The organism is Thiomicrorhabdus sp. Kp2 (assembly GCF_000478585.1).
Classification (GTDB): Bacteria; Pseudomonadota; Gammaproteobacteria; order Thiomicrospirales; family Thiomicrospiraceae; genus Thiomicrorhabdus.
Window position 1 is genome coordinate 1,256,128 of the sequence record NZ_ARWI01000001.1, and the last position, 16,467, is coordinate 1,272,594.

Here is a 16,467-nt window from a genome sequence, read left to right on the forward strand (position 1 = left end):
TATGGGTCAAACAACCAATCCATCCCTTCGCATTATTTTTGCAGGTACTCCAGAATTTTCGGTTGCGCCACTGCAAACACTGATTGATTCAGAACATGACGTTATTGCCGTCTACACACAGCCAGACCGCCCTGCAGGACGTGGTCGCAAACTGACAGCAAGCCCTGTGAAACAACTTGCTTTGGAACACAATATTCCTGTTTTTCAGCCTGAAACTTTACGTAATCCAGAAGCCCAAGAAGAGCTTAAAGCCTTAAATGCCGACATTATGATTGTGGTGGCTTACGGCCTGATTTTGCCGCAAGTGGTGTTAGATATGCCTAAGATGGGTTGCTTAAATATTCACGCCTCTTTACTGCCTAGATGGCGTGGCGCAGCGCCTATTCAGCGCGCGATTGAAGCGGGAGATGCTGAAACAGGTGTAACCATTATGCAAATGAATGCGGGGCTTGATACTGGCGACATGCTCTATAAAATCGCCACTCAAATTACGCCTACCGATAATGCTCAAGCCCTGCATGACCGTTTAAGCACCATGGGTTGCGAGGCTTTAATGGCGACCTTAACAGGGCTTTTAGATAAAAGCATTACGCCTGAAAAGCAAGATGAGTCATTAGTGACCTATGCTGAAAAAATGCATAAAGAAGAGGCGCAAATTATCTGGTCGCAACCTGCTCAAAATATCCTTCGTAAAATACAGGCCTTTAACCCTTGGCCAGTGGCTTTTACCCCTTATGAAGAAAAACCGTTGCGTATTTGGCAAGCGCGTTTACTTAACAGTGAAGAGCAAGAAAAATTCAATTCAAAAGAGAAGTTACCAGGCCTGGTACTTGGCTTAACCAAGCAAGGCTTAATCGTTGCCACGGCAGACCAAGCTATCTGTATTGAACAGTTACAGCCTGCAGGCAAAAAAGCGATGAACGCCTATGACTTTGCTCAATCTCGTAATCTTGATGGCTACCAGTTTGCATGAGTAACGAAACCTCTACACCCAATGTAAACAGCACAGGGTTAAACAGTCGATTCATTGCGCTTAAAATCTGTTTAACGGTTATTCAAAACGGTCGTTCATTAAGCCAAAGCTTGCCTGAAGGCTTAGCACAGTTTCAAGACCGTCGAGAGCGTGGCTTTACCCAAAACCTGGTGATTGGCACCTTACGTTGGCAAGCGCGTTTAGAGGCCATTCGAGCCCAACTGCTCAAAAAGAAACTTAAAGAAAAAGATGAGGATATCAACCAGCTCATTTTGATTGGTTTGTATCAGATTCTCTATATGGAAACCCCAGAACATGCGGCGGTTTCAGAAACCGTTGCCGTGGTGCAAAAACTCAAAAAACCTTGGGCCAAAGCGTTGATAAATGGTGTTTTACGCACCTTTTTACGTGACCAAGAAGCGATTTGTGCTGAGGCCGATTTAAAACCCGCACACAAATACTCGCACCCGCAGTGGATATTTAAAGCCTTACGTAAAGCCTACCCAGATGATTGGCAATCGATTATGCAAGCCAACAACGAGATTGCTCCGCTCACCTTGCGGGTAAATACCATGAAGCAAACACGTGAAGCCTTTATGCAGCAACTTCAGCAAGAAGATATTGCAGCCAGAATTCATGCCACGGCACCACAAGGCATTGTCTTAGAAAATAGCATGGACATCAGTCAACTACCCACTTACGAAGAAGGTGGGTTTAGCGTGCAAGATGGCGCGGCACAGCAAGCTGCTAACATCTTGCAACCTAAAGCGAATGAACGCATTTTAGATGCGTGTGCCGCACCAGGTGGAAAAACCACCCATCTTTTAGAGCTATCTAACAATCAGGCGCAGGTGTTTGCCATAGAAAAAGAGCCCGAACGCATAGAACGTTTAGCTGAAAACCTATACCGTTTAGATTTAGAAGCAGAGTACCAAGTTGGCGACGCTTCTTGTCCTGACGAGTGGTGGGATAAACAACTGTTTGACAAAATCCTGCTTGATGCACCCTGTTCTGCAACGGGTATTATTCGCCGTCATCCAGATATTAAATGGCATCGCACCCCCGAAGACATTGAAGCCCTGGTTGAAATCCAAGCGAATATTCTAAAGGCATTATGGGCCACGCTAAAACCAGGCGGCCAACTGCTTTATGCCACCTGCTCTGTTTTACCAGAAGAGAACACCTTACAAATGCAACGCTTTATTGAAAGTGAAGCATCGGCTAAAGTGGTTCCATTAGAACTTGAGGCCACAGTCACTTTTGAAACACCAGGTAATCAATACCTTCCAGGACGATTAGATATGGATGGTTTTTTCTACTGTTTACTGGAAAAGAGCTTGTAAACCATGCAAAGAGTCCGCGCCATTGCTCTGTTATGTTTGCAATTAAGGCACGATTTAAGCCAAACGCTGAGGTTCATCTTTAATAAGCTTTTAGCCGCTCCTTCATACACAACAAGCGTGCTATTTTTCTGCATTTTACCAGGCCTGGTAACTTGTAATATCGCGGTAGCAGAAAGTGTTTTACCCACAACCAACACGGTTGAAAATCCCATTACGATTCTCAACGTTCGCGATTATCAACAAGATAAACAGCTGTTAATAGACTCTGAGAGTGACTTTAATCTACCCTCAAGCGTTATTGAAGCGATTCACCATGAAATTCCGCTGAGCTTTAGAATCCAAATCGAGTTAACCGAATCTAGCCGAATTCTAGGTATAAAATATGAACGTAATCGCAATATCATCAGTTACCACACCGATATCTATGCCTATGGTGTCAATCGCTTATACGCGCTTTACAATAACCGAAACCAAAATGCTAAAACCTTTAAAACCATTGATGATGCATTAACTACCCTAGCGACCTTACAAGCGTTTCCCATTGCATCTCTTTCTGAATTACATCCTGAACAAAGGTATACTTTACGCATGCGCATATCGCTTGATTTTTGGAAGTTACCTGCACCGTTAATTTTAGAAGCGCTGCTCTCACCCACGGTTTGGCAGTTAGACAGTGGTTGGTTTGAAACCACCCTAAAAACCCCATTGAGTTGGCAATGAATGCATTTGGCCGTTATTTAAAACAATATGGTTTACTGACCTTACTCTCTAGCTTACTGCTGCTAGCGCTAGTGGTAATGAGTCAAACCCTGCAAAACGCTTCAAGCTTTGCTGACAGTTACTCTACTCTGCTGTTCTTTACTGTTGGTGGTGTGGGTTTACTGCTATTTTTTCTTGTAAAAACGCTATTTCATTTATACCAACAGTTCCGCAAAAAAGTTCCAGGCAGTAAGGTCACCGTTCGTTTAACCTTTATCACCAGTTTATTACTAGGGATTCCAACGGCCATTATCTTCTACTTCTCATTGAGTTTTATTCAACAAGGGATAAACCAATGGTTTGATGTTAAAACCGAAGTTGCTTTAGATAATGCTACCGCTGTCGTTCGAATTACCCTCGACAATAAAACGCGCGAAAGCCTTAAAATGACACTTGCTTTAGCCAAAGCAAATAACACCTTACTGACTACCTCACCCAGTTTGGCCGTAAATACATTACGCCAGCAGTTAGGTGCGCAAGAGGTTGCGCTTTACCATGTTAACCAACAATTGATTGCCTTTAGTAGTGAATACGATACGGCCATTTTACCAGCAACACCTGGAGACAACCTCTTTCAACAAATTCGTAATAACAAAACCTATGCCGCCTTAGAAAACCGACCTGGTGCTACCACCAAAGAGGAATTTATTCGTGTTTTAGTGCCTTTTACCGACCTCACCTTAAAAACCCAATATGCCCTGCAAGCGATCTTTCCTGTGCCAACTGACATCACACTTTTATCAGAATCGGTTGGCACGGCATCTGGCCAATACAAAGAGTTGTCCTACTTAAAAAACCCTTTAACCGCGAGCTTTGTGCTGGTTCTTTCTATGGTTCTACTGCTCACATTAGTGACTGCGGTACTTTTCACTATTCAAGCGGTACAAAACTTTACAATGCCAATTCGAACCCTAGCAAAAGGGACTCGTGCCATATCTAAGGGTGACTATAGCGTTAAAATGGCTGTCCCTGAAAATGACGAATTTGGTGATTTGATTCAATCCTTTAACGATATGATTCAACGTATTTCTAAAGCGCGAAATGACATTAAACTCAGCCATCAACAGACCGAAGTACAAAAACTCTATCTGCAAGCCATAATCAAAAACTTATCGAGTGGTGTTGTTACCCTAGATATGCACTACCGAATCCGTACGATTAACGATGCCATTCAAGAAATTCTAAATACCGATATCAGCAAACACATTGGTAAAAAATTGCTGGATGTAATAGACCGTGAAGATAGCGCACACCTGAATGAACTGGTTCATAAAATTGCCCCCAAGTTTGAACACAACTCTGAACCCTGGTCAATGCAAATTGACTTTACCTGCAAGAAAGGCCAAAAGATTTTATTAATACAGGGTTCTACACTACCAAGCATTGATAAAAAAATAGGCGGTTATGTTATTGTTATTGACGACATTACCGAGCTTGTTCAAGCTCAGGTTCATGCCGCCTGGAGTGATGTAGCACGTCGATTAGCACATGAGATTAAGAACCCCTTAACGCCCATACAACTCTCAGCAGAGCGACTTAAATTTAAATTACATAATAAACTCGACAACACTGACCAAGACCTACTCAGCCGCATGACCGAAACCATTATTGAACAAGTTTCAACCATGCAAAAACTCGTACAAGCGTTTAGTGATTACGCCAATACACCTGAAGTTGAGTTGCACCCCACTCAAATCAATAAATTGATATACAACATTACTGAAATGTACCGCGATCCAGATTCTAATTGGCGTGTCTCTGCAGAAATTGATGATCACTGCCCTCAAGTAATGGCAGACAGTTCACGGCTACGTCAGTTACTACATAATTTAATTAAAAATGCCCTTGAAGCGACTGAAGAAACGCCTAAAGCGCATGTTATAGTAAAAACACAGTGTGATGAGAGTGATGAAATAACCCTCTCCATTTGTGACAATGGTCCAGGTATTCCAGAAGAAGCACAAAACTGGATTTTTGAGCCTTATGCCACCGACAAGCCCAAGGGCACAGGTTTAGGCCTTGCCGTTGTGCGTAAAATAGTTGAAGAACATAACGGTCAAATTACATTAACTTCTTCACCAGGAAACGGAACCTGTTTTATAATTAAACTTCCTATAATCGCCAAAAGAGGTAGTTAAGTGAGCGTACATGAAACCTGGTAAATTACTGATTGTTGATGATGAAAAAGATATTCGCAGCTTAATGGAAGAGATCTTTTTAGAAGAAGGTTATCAAGTTGAAACCGCAGCCAATGGCGTACAGGCACAAAATGCTTGGAGAAATTTTCTTCCAGACATTATCTTTTTGGATGTTTGGATGCCAGATATCGACGGAATTTCACTTCTCAAACAGATGCAAGAAGAGGGGGTTTTAGATAACACCAAAGTCATTATGATGTCTGGACACGGCACGATTGAAACCGCGATTGAAGCCACAAAACTCGGTGCTTATGATTTTCTTGAAAAACCGCTCTCTTTGGCAAAACTGATTGTCACGGCCGAACGTGCCATAGAGCATAACCAACTTAACTTAGAAAACCGCCAGTTAAAACAAAAACAGCCAAATCACTTTTTACCCATAGGTAAAAGTAAAGCTGTGTTACAACTGCGTGAAACCATTGAACGTCTCTCTAAATTTACCATGCCGATTTTGGTGACTGGAGAGTCAGGCACAGGCAAACACCACTTTGCCGAAGCGCTTCACAAAACCAGCCTGCGTCAAACCAATCCTTATACCCATTTTCATGCTTTAGATTTCAACGATCTATGTTTGCCTGAAAACCTAGAAAAACTCAAAAAAGCCTTACGTGAAGTTCATCAAGGCACAATGGTTATCGCACATATTGAACAACTCTCTAAAGAGGCACAAGCTCAGCTTTCGAATATTGTTCTTAAACAATGTTTCCAAGTGGACAATAATAGCGATGCCATTTGCATTGATATTCGCGTCATCGCCTTAACCAAACACGACTTAGAAAGTGACGTAGACCGTAAAGCATTTAGAGAGGATTTATACCAGCGCTTAAAAGTCATGCAAATTCATATCCCTGCTTTACGTCAACACACTGAAGATATTCCTGAGTTGATTGAGTACTATGTGGATCACTTTGTGACATTTGAAGGCTTAGAGTATCGCCATTTTAGTGTCCCAGCGCAAAATATTCTGCGCCAACATCACTGGCCTGGTAACTTAAAAGAGCTTAAAAATCATATTCAACGCTTGCTCATTTTAGGTAATAACGAAGTCTCAGATGATGAAGTCAAAGAGTTATTAACCAGTGCCCAAGCCTCTAATAGTTTAGGTGAAGTGGTAGATACAACCCTCTCTTTAAAAGAGGCTAAAGAGAATTTTGAAGCGCGTTATTTAAGCCAATTATTACGCGAAAGCAGTGGTAATGTATCCGAAACGGCAAAACGTTCTGGGGTAGATAGAACCAATTTATACCGAAAATTAAAAACCTTAGGGATAGATCCTAAAAACCCTCAATAATGCGGTGTAAAATAAAACGAACCACTCTGAAATGAGCTAATGAGATAGTTGAGTAAAGTACACAAATGAATATTGTAATTTTAGGTGCAGGACAAGTTGGTTCTTCGCTAGCAGAACTTCTAGCCTTAGAAAGTAACGATGTAACCGTTGTTGATTTAGACCGATTACAGTTGCAGCGCTTACAAGATAGGCTCGATATTCGTACCGTAGTTGGGCATGCCTCTCATCCTGACATTCTCAATCAAGCAGGTCTGGAAGATGCGGATATGTTGATTGCCGCCACACAAAATGATGAAACCAATATCCTCGCTTGCTATCTTGCTCATAGCATGTATAAAACCGATAAGAAAATCGCTCGTGTTCGTGGTAAATCTTACCTTGACCATCCAGAACTCTTTGATCGTTCTCTCAATACCTATGCCATTCCTATTGACGTACTCATTAGCCCAGAGATGCTGGTAACCAATTATATTCTGCAGCTCATCGAATACCCAGGCTCACTTCAGGTTATTGACTTTGCAGAAGGAAAAGTGCGTTTAGTGGCCATGCGTGCTTATGCCGATGGCATGCTGGTTGGCAAACAAATTCGTACATTAAGAGACCATCTACCCAGTAATATCAAAGCGCGAATTGTAGCCGTTTACCGTCGTGGCCAAGTGGTTATGCCTACTGGAGATACCGTGATTAAAGCGGGCGATGAAGTCTTTTTCTTAGCGGAAGCGGCTCATATCCCCATTATCGTAAATGAGTTGCGTCGCAGCAAATTACGCCCCTCTCGCCGAATTATGATTGCTGGAGGTGGCCATATAGGTTTTAGCTTGGCGCAAGCGCTAGAGAAGAGTCATCAAGTAAAGCTGATTGACCACAATATGCAGCAAGCCCGTGAAGTAGCCGAAGCGCTGGATAACACCATTATTATTCATGGCGATGTTTCCGATAAAGAGTTGCTGCTTGAAGAAAATATCGACGAAATTGACCTATTTGTTGCCGTTACCAATAATGATGAAGCGAATATTATTTCGGGTATGCTTGCCAAAAAGCTCGGGGTTCGTCGAGTGATTGCTTTAGTCAACAACCAATCTTATGTTGAACTGATTCAGCGCAACAGCATAGATGTCGCCATTTCTGCCGATAGTATCACCACTAGCCACCTACTGCATTACACTCGTAAAGGCGATACCGTTAAGGTAGCGACTCTCCGCAAGGGGGCCGCAGAAGCGATGGAAGTGATTGCCCACGGCAGTGAAAACAGCTCTGAAATTATTGGTAAAAAAATTGGTGAAATCGAATGGCCAAGCGACATTACGGTCGGCTGTATTATTCGCGATGAAAAAGTCATTATCGCCCACCGTGATTTAGAAATAAAAGCGGAAGACCACGCCATCTTATTTTTAAGTAATTCTGAAAATGCCGCAGAGATAGCCAAACTCTTTTCGCCAGAAGAAAAACGTAGCTGGTTTAGTTAATCATCAGATTAATCATCATTAGGTTAATCATCAATAGGCAAATAGCCCTACAATAAGAACTTACTATGCACTCAAAAATCATCTTTAAAGTCTTTGGCCTACTCTTAATGGTATACAGCATTAGCCTGTTACCACCCATTATGATTGCACTCTATTATCAAGATGGAGGGCTGTGGGCCTTTGTACAAGTGCTAATTGGTGTTTTATTAACGGGTCTCATTATTTGGTATCCCGTCCGAAACCACTCTCGAGAACTTAAAATTCGTGATGGCTTTATTGTGGTTGTAATGTTCTGGACAGTACTTGGGTTTGCTGGAGCCTTACCGTTTTATATAGATAAAGATGTTCCTCTTAGTTTAACCGACTCTATCTTTGAATCCTTCTCTGGCTTAACCACCACTGGGGCGACCGTTATTATTGGCTTAGATGAGCTGCCTCACGCGGTACTCTGGTATCGCCAACAACTGCAATGGATGGGCGGTATGGGGATTATCGTTTTGGCCGTTGCCATCTTGCCAATGCTTGGCATTGGGGGCATGCAGCTTTACCGAGCAGAAACGCCAGGTCCCGTTAAAGACACCAAAATCGCACCGCGTATCTCAGAAACCGCCAAAGCGCTTTGGTATATCTATTTAGGCTTAACCATTGTTTGCGCAGTCAGTTATTGGTTTGCTGGAATGAATTGGTTTGACGCCTTTAGCCATAGTTTTTCTACCGTGGCCATCGGAGGCTTTTCAACACATGACGAGAGCATAGGTTACTTCAACAATATTAATATTGAAATCATCGCCATGATCTTCATGTTTTTATCAGGGATTAACTTTGCTCTGCACTTTACCGCGTTTAGGCACCTTAGCCCGCACTCCTATTTTTATGACCCTGAATTCAAAGCCTACACAGGCCTGCTTATTGGGGCGGCCATAATTGCTATTGGCTACATACATCTGCAAGACGTCTACCCAACTTGGCAAGAGGCCGTGCGTTATGGCCTATTTCAAACCATCTCACTGGCCACTACCACTGGTTTTTCCAATGCCGACTTCTCAATGTGGCCTGGCTTCTTACCTATTATGCTTATTTTTATGAGTTTTATTGGGGGCAGTGCAGGCTCAACCGCAGGTGGTATGAAAGTGATTCGTTTTATTCTGCTCTTTAAACAAGGTATGCGAGAAATCTCAGGACTACTACACCCAAATGCCGTTATGCCCGTAAAACTCAGTGGAAAAAGTATTCCAGAAAAAGTCATGACCGCCGTTTGGGGATTCTTTTCGGTCTATGTCTTTACCTTTGCGATTTTAATGCTCATTATTATGGCGTTGGGTGTTGATCAAGTTACTGCTTTCTCTGCTATTGCCGCTATGATGAATAACTTAGGCCCAGGTTTAGGTGATGTTGCTGCCAACTTCCAATCGATGAGTGATCCTGTTAAGTGGGTACTGACCTTTGCAATGTTATTAGGCCGACTTGAAATCTTTACCTTACTGGTTCTATTTACCGCAGCCTTCTGGAGAAAATAATCGCATTATGAGTTTAGAAATGGCTGAAAAGTGGGATGCAAAGTATGCCCAATGCAATTTACAAACCCCTGCAAACCCTTGCTTTGTTTTAAAACAGCATAGTCGCTTTTTGCCCTTTCACGGCCAAGCTTTAGAGCTCGCTTGTGGCCTGGGAGGCAATGCCCGTTTTTTAGCACAGTGCGGGCTTAAAACCCACGCTTGGGATATCTCTGATAACGCCCTTACGGTACTCAATAATTTTGCCAGTTTAAATCAACTCTCAATCACCCCACTCATCACCGATTTAGAGCAAATGATTTTGCCTTATCAACAGTTTGATGTCATTGTGATTAGCCGTTATTTAGACCGCAACCAATTCAAAGCGATTGCCGATGCCCTAAAACCTAAAGGCCTACTCTATTACCAAACCTTTTTAGCGCCCGTGCAAGACAATGCGCCACAGAACCCAGATTTTTATATTCAACCAGGAGAATTCAACCAGGCCTGGTCAAACCTAGAAACCCTAGTTTACGGTGAAGGCTGGTTAACCAATGAAAACACCGCAGAACAAGGCAGCAACAAACATCGCTACGCTTGGTATGTGGGTCGTAAACAATGACTCATAAACCGTGACCGAAAAAACTTCACTCTCCGCTTTTAACATCGGTTTACTCTTAGCCATAATCGGCACGGCGCTCTTCTCGTTAAAATCCATATTCATTAAACTCGCCTACGCCCAAGGCTTAGATACCGACAGCGTGCTTATGTTACGCATGGCCATCGCCTTACCTATTTACCTAGGCGTTTTATTTTGGTTAACCAAACAACAAAACGTACCCGACAACCTCTCATCCAAAATAGTAAAAATCACCTTTTTAGGTTTTATTGGCTATTACTTATCCTCCTGGTTTGACCTAAAAGGCCTTGAGATGATTAGTGCTCAGTTGGAACGATTAACCCTCTTTACCTACCCCATTATGGTGGCCTTATTGGGCGCGCTGTTTTTTAGAACTCCACTGACTCGTAAAGTAATTCTCTCATTAATCATCACTTACTCAGGACTTCTATTAGTCTTCTATAAAGAGCTATCGCTAGAGGGTGAAAACGTCATTCTCGGCACACTCCTGGTTGCACTCGCCGCCCTCTCATTCTCGTTTTATGTACTGTTTGGCAAACAAGAAATCCAAAAAATGGGCAGCGTTTGGTTTACAGGCCTGGCAATGAGTATTTCCAGTCTATTTGTACTGATTCACTTCACAATATTCAATGACTATTCCGATTTACACGTCACCGCAATGGCATGGGTTTGGCTGGTTTTATTAGCCGTATTTAGCACCGTCATCCCCAGCTTTATGATTAGCGAAGCCATTCACCGAATAGGCCCAGCACAAACAGGTATTGTAGGTTCTCTAGGGCCAATAATGACCATGGGATTAGCCATCTGGATTCTAAACGAACCCTTTACCCTTTGGCATGCCATGGGAATGGCATTAGTGGTAGGCGGAATTTCCTTTTTAAGTTATCGGGGCAAAAATAAAAGTGAATAATCACTTTTAAAAGATAATGTAATTCAAGCTCTAAAAACTTAACAAAAAGGGAGTCAGAATAGGATTTACTCACACACCTTTTACCAGGCCTGGTAATCTCGTATATAAAGGTATTTGAATCAATCCCTTCTATTATTATCGCTTAAATTAATGAACATTAAATTTAGTTTATTCTAGCTGTATAATTCAATGCAACTCAAAACCATCATAAACTTTGCCAGCCGTTTCTGGCAGTAAGAAAAATAGGCTTATGGAATTCATTTTACAAATATGGGGGGGACTATTTTATCTACTCAACAAGATATTATTCGCGCTGGCAGAAGGTAAAAAAGTACCGCTTAAAAAGAAACTAAAAGTGTCTGGTTGGAGCATTTATATATTAGGTGTACCTGCTTGGGTCATTATTTTAATCGACCACCATAACTGGATTGCGGCTTCTATAGAGGCTGGAGGCATACCTGCGATGTTATTGGGTTTATACAATACCTATCACGACTACAAGAAACCAAATAAAGGGTTTAATGCCTTTGTGACCTTATGCACCTATTCCTCTTTAGCGTTGGGAGTTACGTACAGTTTGTATGTTCATGGTGGTATCACCTCAATATCTCAGGTGTTAGAAATAGGTGTTATGCTAGGTTTTTTGTTAGGAAGTTATTATTTGGCTAAAAATAACCCTAATGGCTGGTTATTTTTTATGTTGATGAATCTAAGCATGGCGAGCTTAATGTTTTTGCAAGATAAACCGATACTAATGGCTCAACAACTCCTCTCTTTCTGTTTTGTTCTATATGGTTTTAATACAACGCGCCAAAACTCACTGACGGTTTAACGAAGCTGCAGATAATCATTGGATCGGAGTAAAATTTAATTAACATTTATATTCTTTAATTAACTTTACTCTGATCACTGTTAAGGCCGTTTTAATTGACTCAGGGTACTTTAGTAACCGATATCTTCATGGTGTGATTGTTGAATGTCACCAGCTCCTGGTAATAAATACCACATTAAGTAATCAACCACCATTGGAACCAGCACAGTATGCTGATTACCCGTTTCTTGCAATTGTTGGCGAATCCCATGCTTTATCTCTGGGCGATTTGATGTGTCCATAATGATATCAATATCGGTACCAAATTTTTGTAGCATCTCTTCATACTCAGAAAAGTTTGGAATACCGCGATCATTCGCATCTTGCAGTAGAGGGTTATCCATATTAGGCTCACTAATACCAATAATCTCAACATGTTCAGGTTTCATACTGGTGAACTGCTGATAAAATTTACCCCCAATACGCCCTAAACCAACCATTGCTACGGTTATTTTCCTCATACTTTTCTCTCCATATACTCTAAATACAACGGAACCACTTCATTCTTTAGAAATGATTTTCAGCATTGATTATATGAATTAAAACGTAATGAACCAGGTAAAACTTCTTATCATTCCCCGAGCAAAATTTATCAGATAAATTCTATCTAAATAACTTTGAAGCTAAAAAACCATGCAACCGTCAATACAGAGCAGGCCTGGTAATATTTTCAAATAGAAAAAATCATTCTATAAGCGAGATGTTTTGAATTAAAATCGTTTATTCCGATTTTGCTTTATTTCATAAATAGTTCAAACTTCAAGCGCTGTTTTCTGCAAAATAGTAGAAATCCTTTTAAAAAAATACTGTTTTTATGAAAGCCAATTTAGAGAAATTAAACCGTGCCCTTTTGCGCTATATCACTATGGCGGATAGTGATGCTAAACAAGTTAAGATTTTGCATGATATACGAGTCACGGCACGCAAATTGATTGTTGTAATGCATCCCGATGACATGCTGACTCTGGGTTTAAAAAAGCTAATTCAGTCGAGTAATAAACTACGTGATTTAGATGTCTTTACCAGTGAAATCTTGCCACTATTTCCTAAGAAACTTCATACGGCATTTAAAGACATTAAACTTGTTTTACAAGATACAAGAGTTGAGATGAACCATGATTTTAAGAGTTTAGTGGGCTCTGAATGGCTTGATGATTTACCCCAAACTCAAGGCTTATCGTTCATTACTCAGCAGCAGAGTGAAGCAAATTTAAGTCGTCATCAAATGCCGTTAAACGAAATTGAAAAACGCTTAAAAAAATCCATTAGGGAATTAAACTTATTAGACTTAGAAGACAAACAGTTACATAAGATTCGTCTGGTTATAAAACGTTTGCACTATCAATTAGAACGCTTTTACCCAAAAGAAAAGCGATCCATCGCTTTAACAAAACGGATGCAAGAAAAGCTTGGTACATTTCATGACTTTTACCAAGCAATCAAACTTCTAAAACAGCATAAAGAACAGATTAAAGCGAAAGCGTACAAAACCGCTATTGGGTTTTTAGAAGAACAAAAAAACCAAACCATTAAAGAGTTACGTAAAGATATTCGTAAACGTCTATAAAGGTTTATTTGCCGCTTTGCGATGTTGGTTTCGACCATGAACAACCAGGCCTAACCCAGTTAGCATGAGTAGTGCGGCGACCATAAAGGTCATGGTAATCGGTTCATCAATTAACCAAGTGGCGCCAAAAGCGGCAATTAATGGCACTAACAACTGTGATGACGATGCCATGCTTGATGAAATTTTAGGCAAGGCCGAATACCATAAGATATAACCTAACCCTGTGGTCACTCCGCCAGAGACAATTGCCAACCATACACCTCTATTAGTCAAAAACGTCTCTTCGGTTAGCCAAACACTCAAGCCGCTCGCAATCACTATCATCGGAATGGTTCGGTAAAAATTAAAGGCTGTATCTGACAATGGATTGGCTGATTTGCGTCCATTAATGGTATAAAGCGCCCAAGTAAAAGCCGACATACTCATCATGACCAACCCCCACCAAGATGAGGTTGTTAGTTTTGGGTAAACCAAATAAATCAACCCAATTAAGGCCAGCCCAACCCCTATCCACTCAGCAAGATGAAGCTTTTCACCCTTATGAACGGCGTAGCCCAATATAGTCAACTGCACAATACCTGCAAGCAGTAATGCGCCTGTTGCGGTGCTAATTGCCACATAACCATAGGAGAAGGTCATTGCATATACAAATAAAACAATGGCGGCTTGCCAACTACCACGGCTGATTTTATTAGGAGCTTCAGGGATACTCTTTTGGTTGACTTTCGATTTGCGCCAATAAAACCAAGTCATAACCGCAAATAAAACGAGCGCGGCTGAACCTAAACGTAAACTGGTAAAACTCATTGGGTCAATTAGCTGATGATCTAACGCCCAACGACAGATTATCGCGTTGGCGGAAAATGCCACCATTGAAAGCAAGGTTAATAGGGAAACTTGAATGAGGGATTGTTGATTCATTTGGGTTTGAACACGGTTCTTTTAATAAAAGACAGATATCTTACGCCTAAAATGTAGCAGGCGCTACACTTTAAATTAAATCTACCAGGCCTGGTAAATTGAACGGTATACATTAAGCATTGGGCATTGAACATTGGGATTTTAATGCTTATTTTTTATAGATATCGGCGACTTCAGCAGGTGGTTTACGGTAACGTTTGTATGACCATAAATACTGTTCTGGTGCAATGGCAATACATTGCTCAACTCCCTGGTTTAAAGCCTGAGTTGCAACCTCAGCCTCTTCACTTGCAACCTCATGTTGTGCAGGCAAAAAGTGCAGAGCATAACCTTGCCCTTTTGGAAGGCGCTTCATCACCACAAACAGACAAGCGCTATCGGTTTTTTGTAACAACTTGCTGACTAAAGTCATGGTTCTAGCAGGGCGACCAAAAAAAGGGGCATAAACACCACCAGATTCACCTGGATCTTGGTCAGGTAAAATAGCCGTGACTTCTTTATTTTTTAAGGCCTTCATTAAACTTCTCACCCCGCGGCCATCAGTAGCCACCATAGTCGCCCCAAATCGACCTCTGGCGTTAACCATAAAAGTTTCAACCGAAGGAACATTGGGGGGACGATAGAGAATAGTAGATGGGTATAGCACCGAAAGATAAGTGGCAATCAACTCCCAAGAACCGATATGCGGGCCTAAAAAGACAACCCCTTTTTCTTTAGCTACCGCTTGCTCAACGAGATCTTTACCCTTTATTTCTACAACTTGTTTTAACAGTTTTTCGCTTGACCAACACCAAGCAGGCCCTAATTCCATAAAGGCTTTTGCGGTCTCTTTTAAGTTCGCTTTAAGCAGAGCCTGTTGCTGTTGTGGAGAGCGGTCTGAATAGACCTGTTGAATATTAATCTGGGCAATACGGCGATTACTGTTGGGAATCCAATAGAGCAAAACGCCCAATGCAGAACCTAAAGCGTGGTTTAGTCGCAACGGCATCCAACTTAAAAAGCGTATCAATCCTTTTAAAATCGCTCCTAACCAGGCCTGTTGATTCTCTGGTTTTTTGGCTGATTGCTGACTCATTACAAATCAATCCCGTCCGTTTGTTCAGTGTTCTTTTCTGAGGCTATGGTCGTTAAATCGGCTTGCCCTTCGTGGTTATCGTCGGCAATCAACGGTTGCATGGCACGCCAAAGATTGGCGTAAAGATGCTTGTTTTTTTGCTCTTGAGCCAATAACAACTCTTTGGTTTCTGCACGCGCCTGTGGTTTGGCGTAACAGGCTGGGCAGTTGTCTTCAATAACGGGTAGCTCTGCGGCAATGGCAAAGTCACGAGTTTGATTTTCTCGCACACGTACTAATGGGCGAATGATTCTTACATCTTCATCATCATTCAGATAATGGGCTTTCATGGTGCGTAGTTGACCTGCATTAAAAGCCGACATAATAAAGCTTTCGGCCAAATCATCCAAATGCTGCGCCAAAGCCAAGACGTTATAACCTTCTCTACGACAAACGGAATATAAAATTCCACGCTTTTGGCGTGCGCAAAAACTGCAAAATGAGTCGCCTTTCATGCGCTCTTCTGCCAGGCCCACCATATCTTCCGATTCATAAAAATATGGCACCTCCATTTTGGCACACCACTCTTTTAATGGCGAAGGATCAAACCCTGGAATCTCAGGGTCAATCGTACAAGCCGCCAACTCAAACTTTACAGGTGCGTGACGTTGTAGGTGTTTCAATATCACGAGCAGAGCCATCGAATCTTTACCGCCAGATAGACCCAAAAGCACTCTATCGCCGTCACGCAACATTTTGTATTGTGCCATAGCTCTGCCTACTAATTTCATAATCGATTTAGGTGGCTTAATCCAATCTTTGGTACGTTCTTTTTTAGTTAATTTTGTGGCTGAATCGTTTTCAATGGTGGTTTGTGTCATGGCGGCTATCGTATTGCTGAGCTTAAATAATTGGCTTATTTTACACGTGCTGAAGTGTATTCCCAAAATAACTTCTCTAAAGTCATCGCTATCTACCGTA

At 41.7% G+C, this 16,467-nt stretch carries 15 protein-coding genes; 11 read left to right on the plus strand and 4 right to left on the minus strand.

Annotated elements, in window-relative coordinates:
* Position 1 precedes the first annotated feature (1 nt).
* The 10 genes from fmt to A379_RS05990 all read left to right on the plus strand — a co-directional run bounded on the left by fmt (position 2) and on the right by A379_RS05990 (position 11,905).
* Entirely contained in the window at positions 2 to 973 is a 972-nt protein-coding gene (gene fmt, locus A379_RS05945; protein WP_040726680.1) for a methionyl-tRNA formyltransferase, read from the plus strand.
* The gene (gene rsmB, locus A379_RS05950) at positions 970 to 2,316 is read left to right on the plus strand and encodes a 16S rRNA (cytosine(967)-C(5))-methyltransferase RsmB (RefSeq protein WP_051145040.1); all 1,347 of its coding nucleotides are present in this window, start codon (positions 970 to 972) and stop codon (positions 2,314 to 2,316) included. The genes fmt and rsmB overlap by 4 nt, the downstream gene beginning before the upstream one ends.
* Before the next feature lie 3 nt (positions 2,317 to 2,319).
* On the plus strand, positions 2,320 to 3,036 hold the full coding sequence (locus tag A379_RS12655) for a DUF4390 domain-containing protein (protein WP_051145041.1): 717 nt from the start codon (positions 2,320 to 2,322) through the stop codon (positions 3,034 to 3,036).
* Positions 3,033 to 5,213 carry an ATP-binding protein gene (locus tag A379_RS05960; protein ID WP_040726683.1) on the plus strand — a complete coding sequence of 727 codons (2,181 nt, stop codon included), beginning with the start codon at positions 3,033 to 3,035 and terminating at the stop codon, positions 5,211 to 5,213. The genes A379_RS12655 and A379_RS05960 overlap by 4 nt, the downstream gene beginning before the upstream one ends.
* A 10-nt stretch (positions 5,214 to 5,223) precedes the next feature.
* Positions 5,224 to 6,564: a sigma-54 dependent transcriptional regulator gene (locus tag A379_RS05965; protein ID WP_040726684.1), complete on the plus strand. Its 1,341-nt coding sequence runs from the start codon at positions 5,224 to 5,226 to the stop codon at positions 6,562 to 6,564.
* 65 nt (positions 6,565 to 6,629) lie between these two features.
* Positions 6,630 to 8,030 (plus strand): Trk system potassium transporter TrkA, encoded by a 1,401-nt coding sequence (gene trkA / locus A379_RS05970; RefSeq protein ID WP_040726686.1) that lies wholly within the window; start codon positions 6,630 to 6,632, stop codon positions 8,028 to 8,030.
* A gap of 65 nt (positions 8,031 to 8,095) precedes the next feature.
* Positions 8,096 to 9,547, plus strand: a complete 1,452-nt coding sequence (locus tag A379_RS05975) for a TrkH family potassium uptake protein (RefSeq protein ID WP_040726690.1) — start codon at positions 8,096 to 8,098, stop codon at positions 9,545 to 9,547.
* A gap of 7 nt (positions 9,548 to 9,554) precedes the next feature.
* Positions 9,555 to 10,145 (plus strand): bifunctional 2-polyprenyl-6-hydroxyphenol methylase/3-demethylubiquinol 3-O-methyltransferase UbiG, encoded by a 591-nt coding sequence (locus A379_RS05980; RefSeq protein ID WP_040726692.1) that lies wholly within the window; start codon positions 9,555 to 9,557, stop codon positions 10,143 to 10,145.
* 10 nt (positions 10,146 to 10,155) lie between these two features.
* Positions 10,156 to 11,073 carry a DMT family transporter gene (locus A379_RS05985; RefSeq protein ID WP_040726695.1) on the plus strand — a complete coding sequence of 306 codons (918 nt, stop codon included), beginning with the start codon at positions 10,156 to 10,158 and terminating at the stop codon, positions 11,071 to 11,073.
* A 250-nt stretch (positions 11,074 to 11,323) separates the two neighbouring features.
* Positions 11,324 to 11,905, plus strand: coding sequence for a hypothetical protein (locus A379_RS05990; protein ID WP_040726700.1), 582 nt, complete (start codon positions 11,324 to 11,326; stop codon positions 11,903 to 11,905).
* 110 nt (positions 11,906 to 12,015) lie between these two features.
* Here A379_RS05990 and A379_RS05995 read toward each other — a convergent pair whose 3' ends face one another.
* Positions 12,016 to 12,405, minus strand: a complete 390-nt coding sequence (locus A379_RS05995) for a Gfo/Idh/MocA family oxidoreductase (RefSeq protein WP_040726704.1) — start codon at positions 12,403 to 12,405, stop codon at positions 12,016 to 12,018.
* Between the two features lie 353 nt (positions 12,406 to 12,758).
* On the opposite strand from A379_RS05995, the gene A379_RS06000 reads away from it, so the two are divergent.
* Positions 12,759 to 13,511, plus strand: a complete 753-nt coding sequence (locus A379_RS06000; protein ID WP_040726706.1) for a CHAD domain-containing protein — start codon at positions 12,759 to 12,761, stop codon at positions 13,509 to 13,511.
* Here A379_RS06000 and A379_RS06005 read toward each other — a convergent pair.
* From A379_RS06005 to A379_RS06015, 3 genes are all read right to left on the minus strand, one after another.
* Entirely contained in the window at positions 13,506 to 14,432 is a 927-nt protein-coding gene (locus tag A379_RS06005; RefSeq protein ID WP_051145042.1) for a DMT family transporter, read from the minus strand. The two genes, A379_RS06000 and A379_RS06005, sit on opposite strands and share 6 nt — an antisense overlap.
* 148 nt (positions 14,433 to 14,580) lie before the next feature.
* The gene (locus tag A379_RS06010; protein WP_040726709.1) at positions 14,581 to 15,507 is read right to left on the minus strand and encodes a lysophospholipid acyltransferase family protein; all 927 of its coding nucleotides are present in this window, start codon (positions 15,505 to 15,507) and stop codon (positions 14,581 to 14,583) included.
* Positions 15,507 to 16,367, minus strand: a complete 861-nt coding sequence (locus A379_RS06015; RefSeq protein WP_081696352.1) for a tRNA 2-thiocytidine biosynthesis TtcA family protein — start codon at positions 16,365 to 16,367, stop codon at positions 15,507 to 15,509. Before A379_RS06015 ends, A379_RS06010 begins: the two co-directional genes overlap by 1 nt.
* Between the last annotated feature and the right edge of the window lie 100 nt (positions 16,368 to 16,467).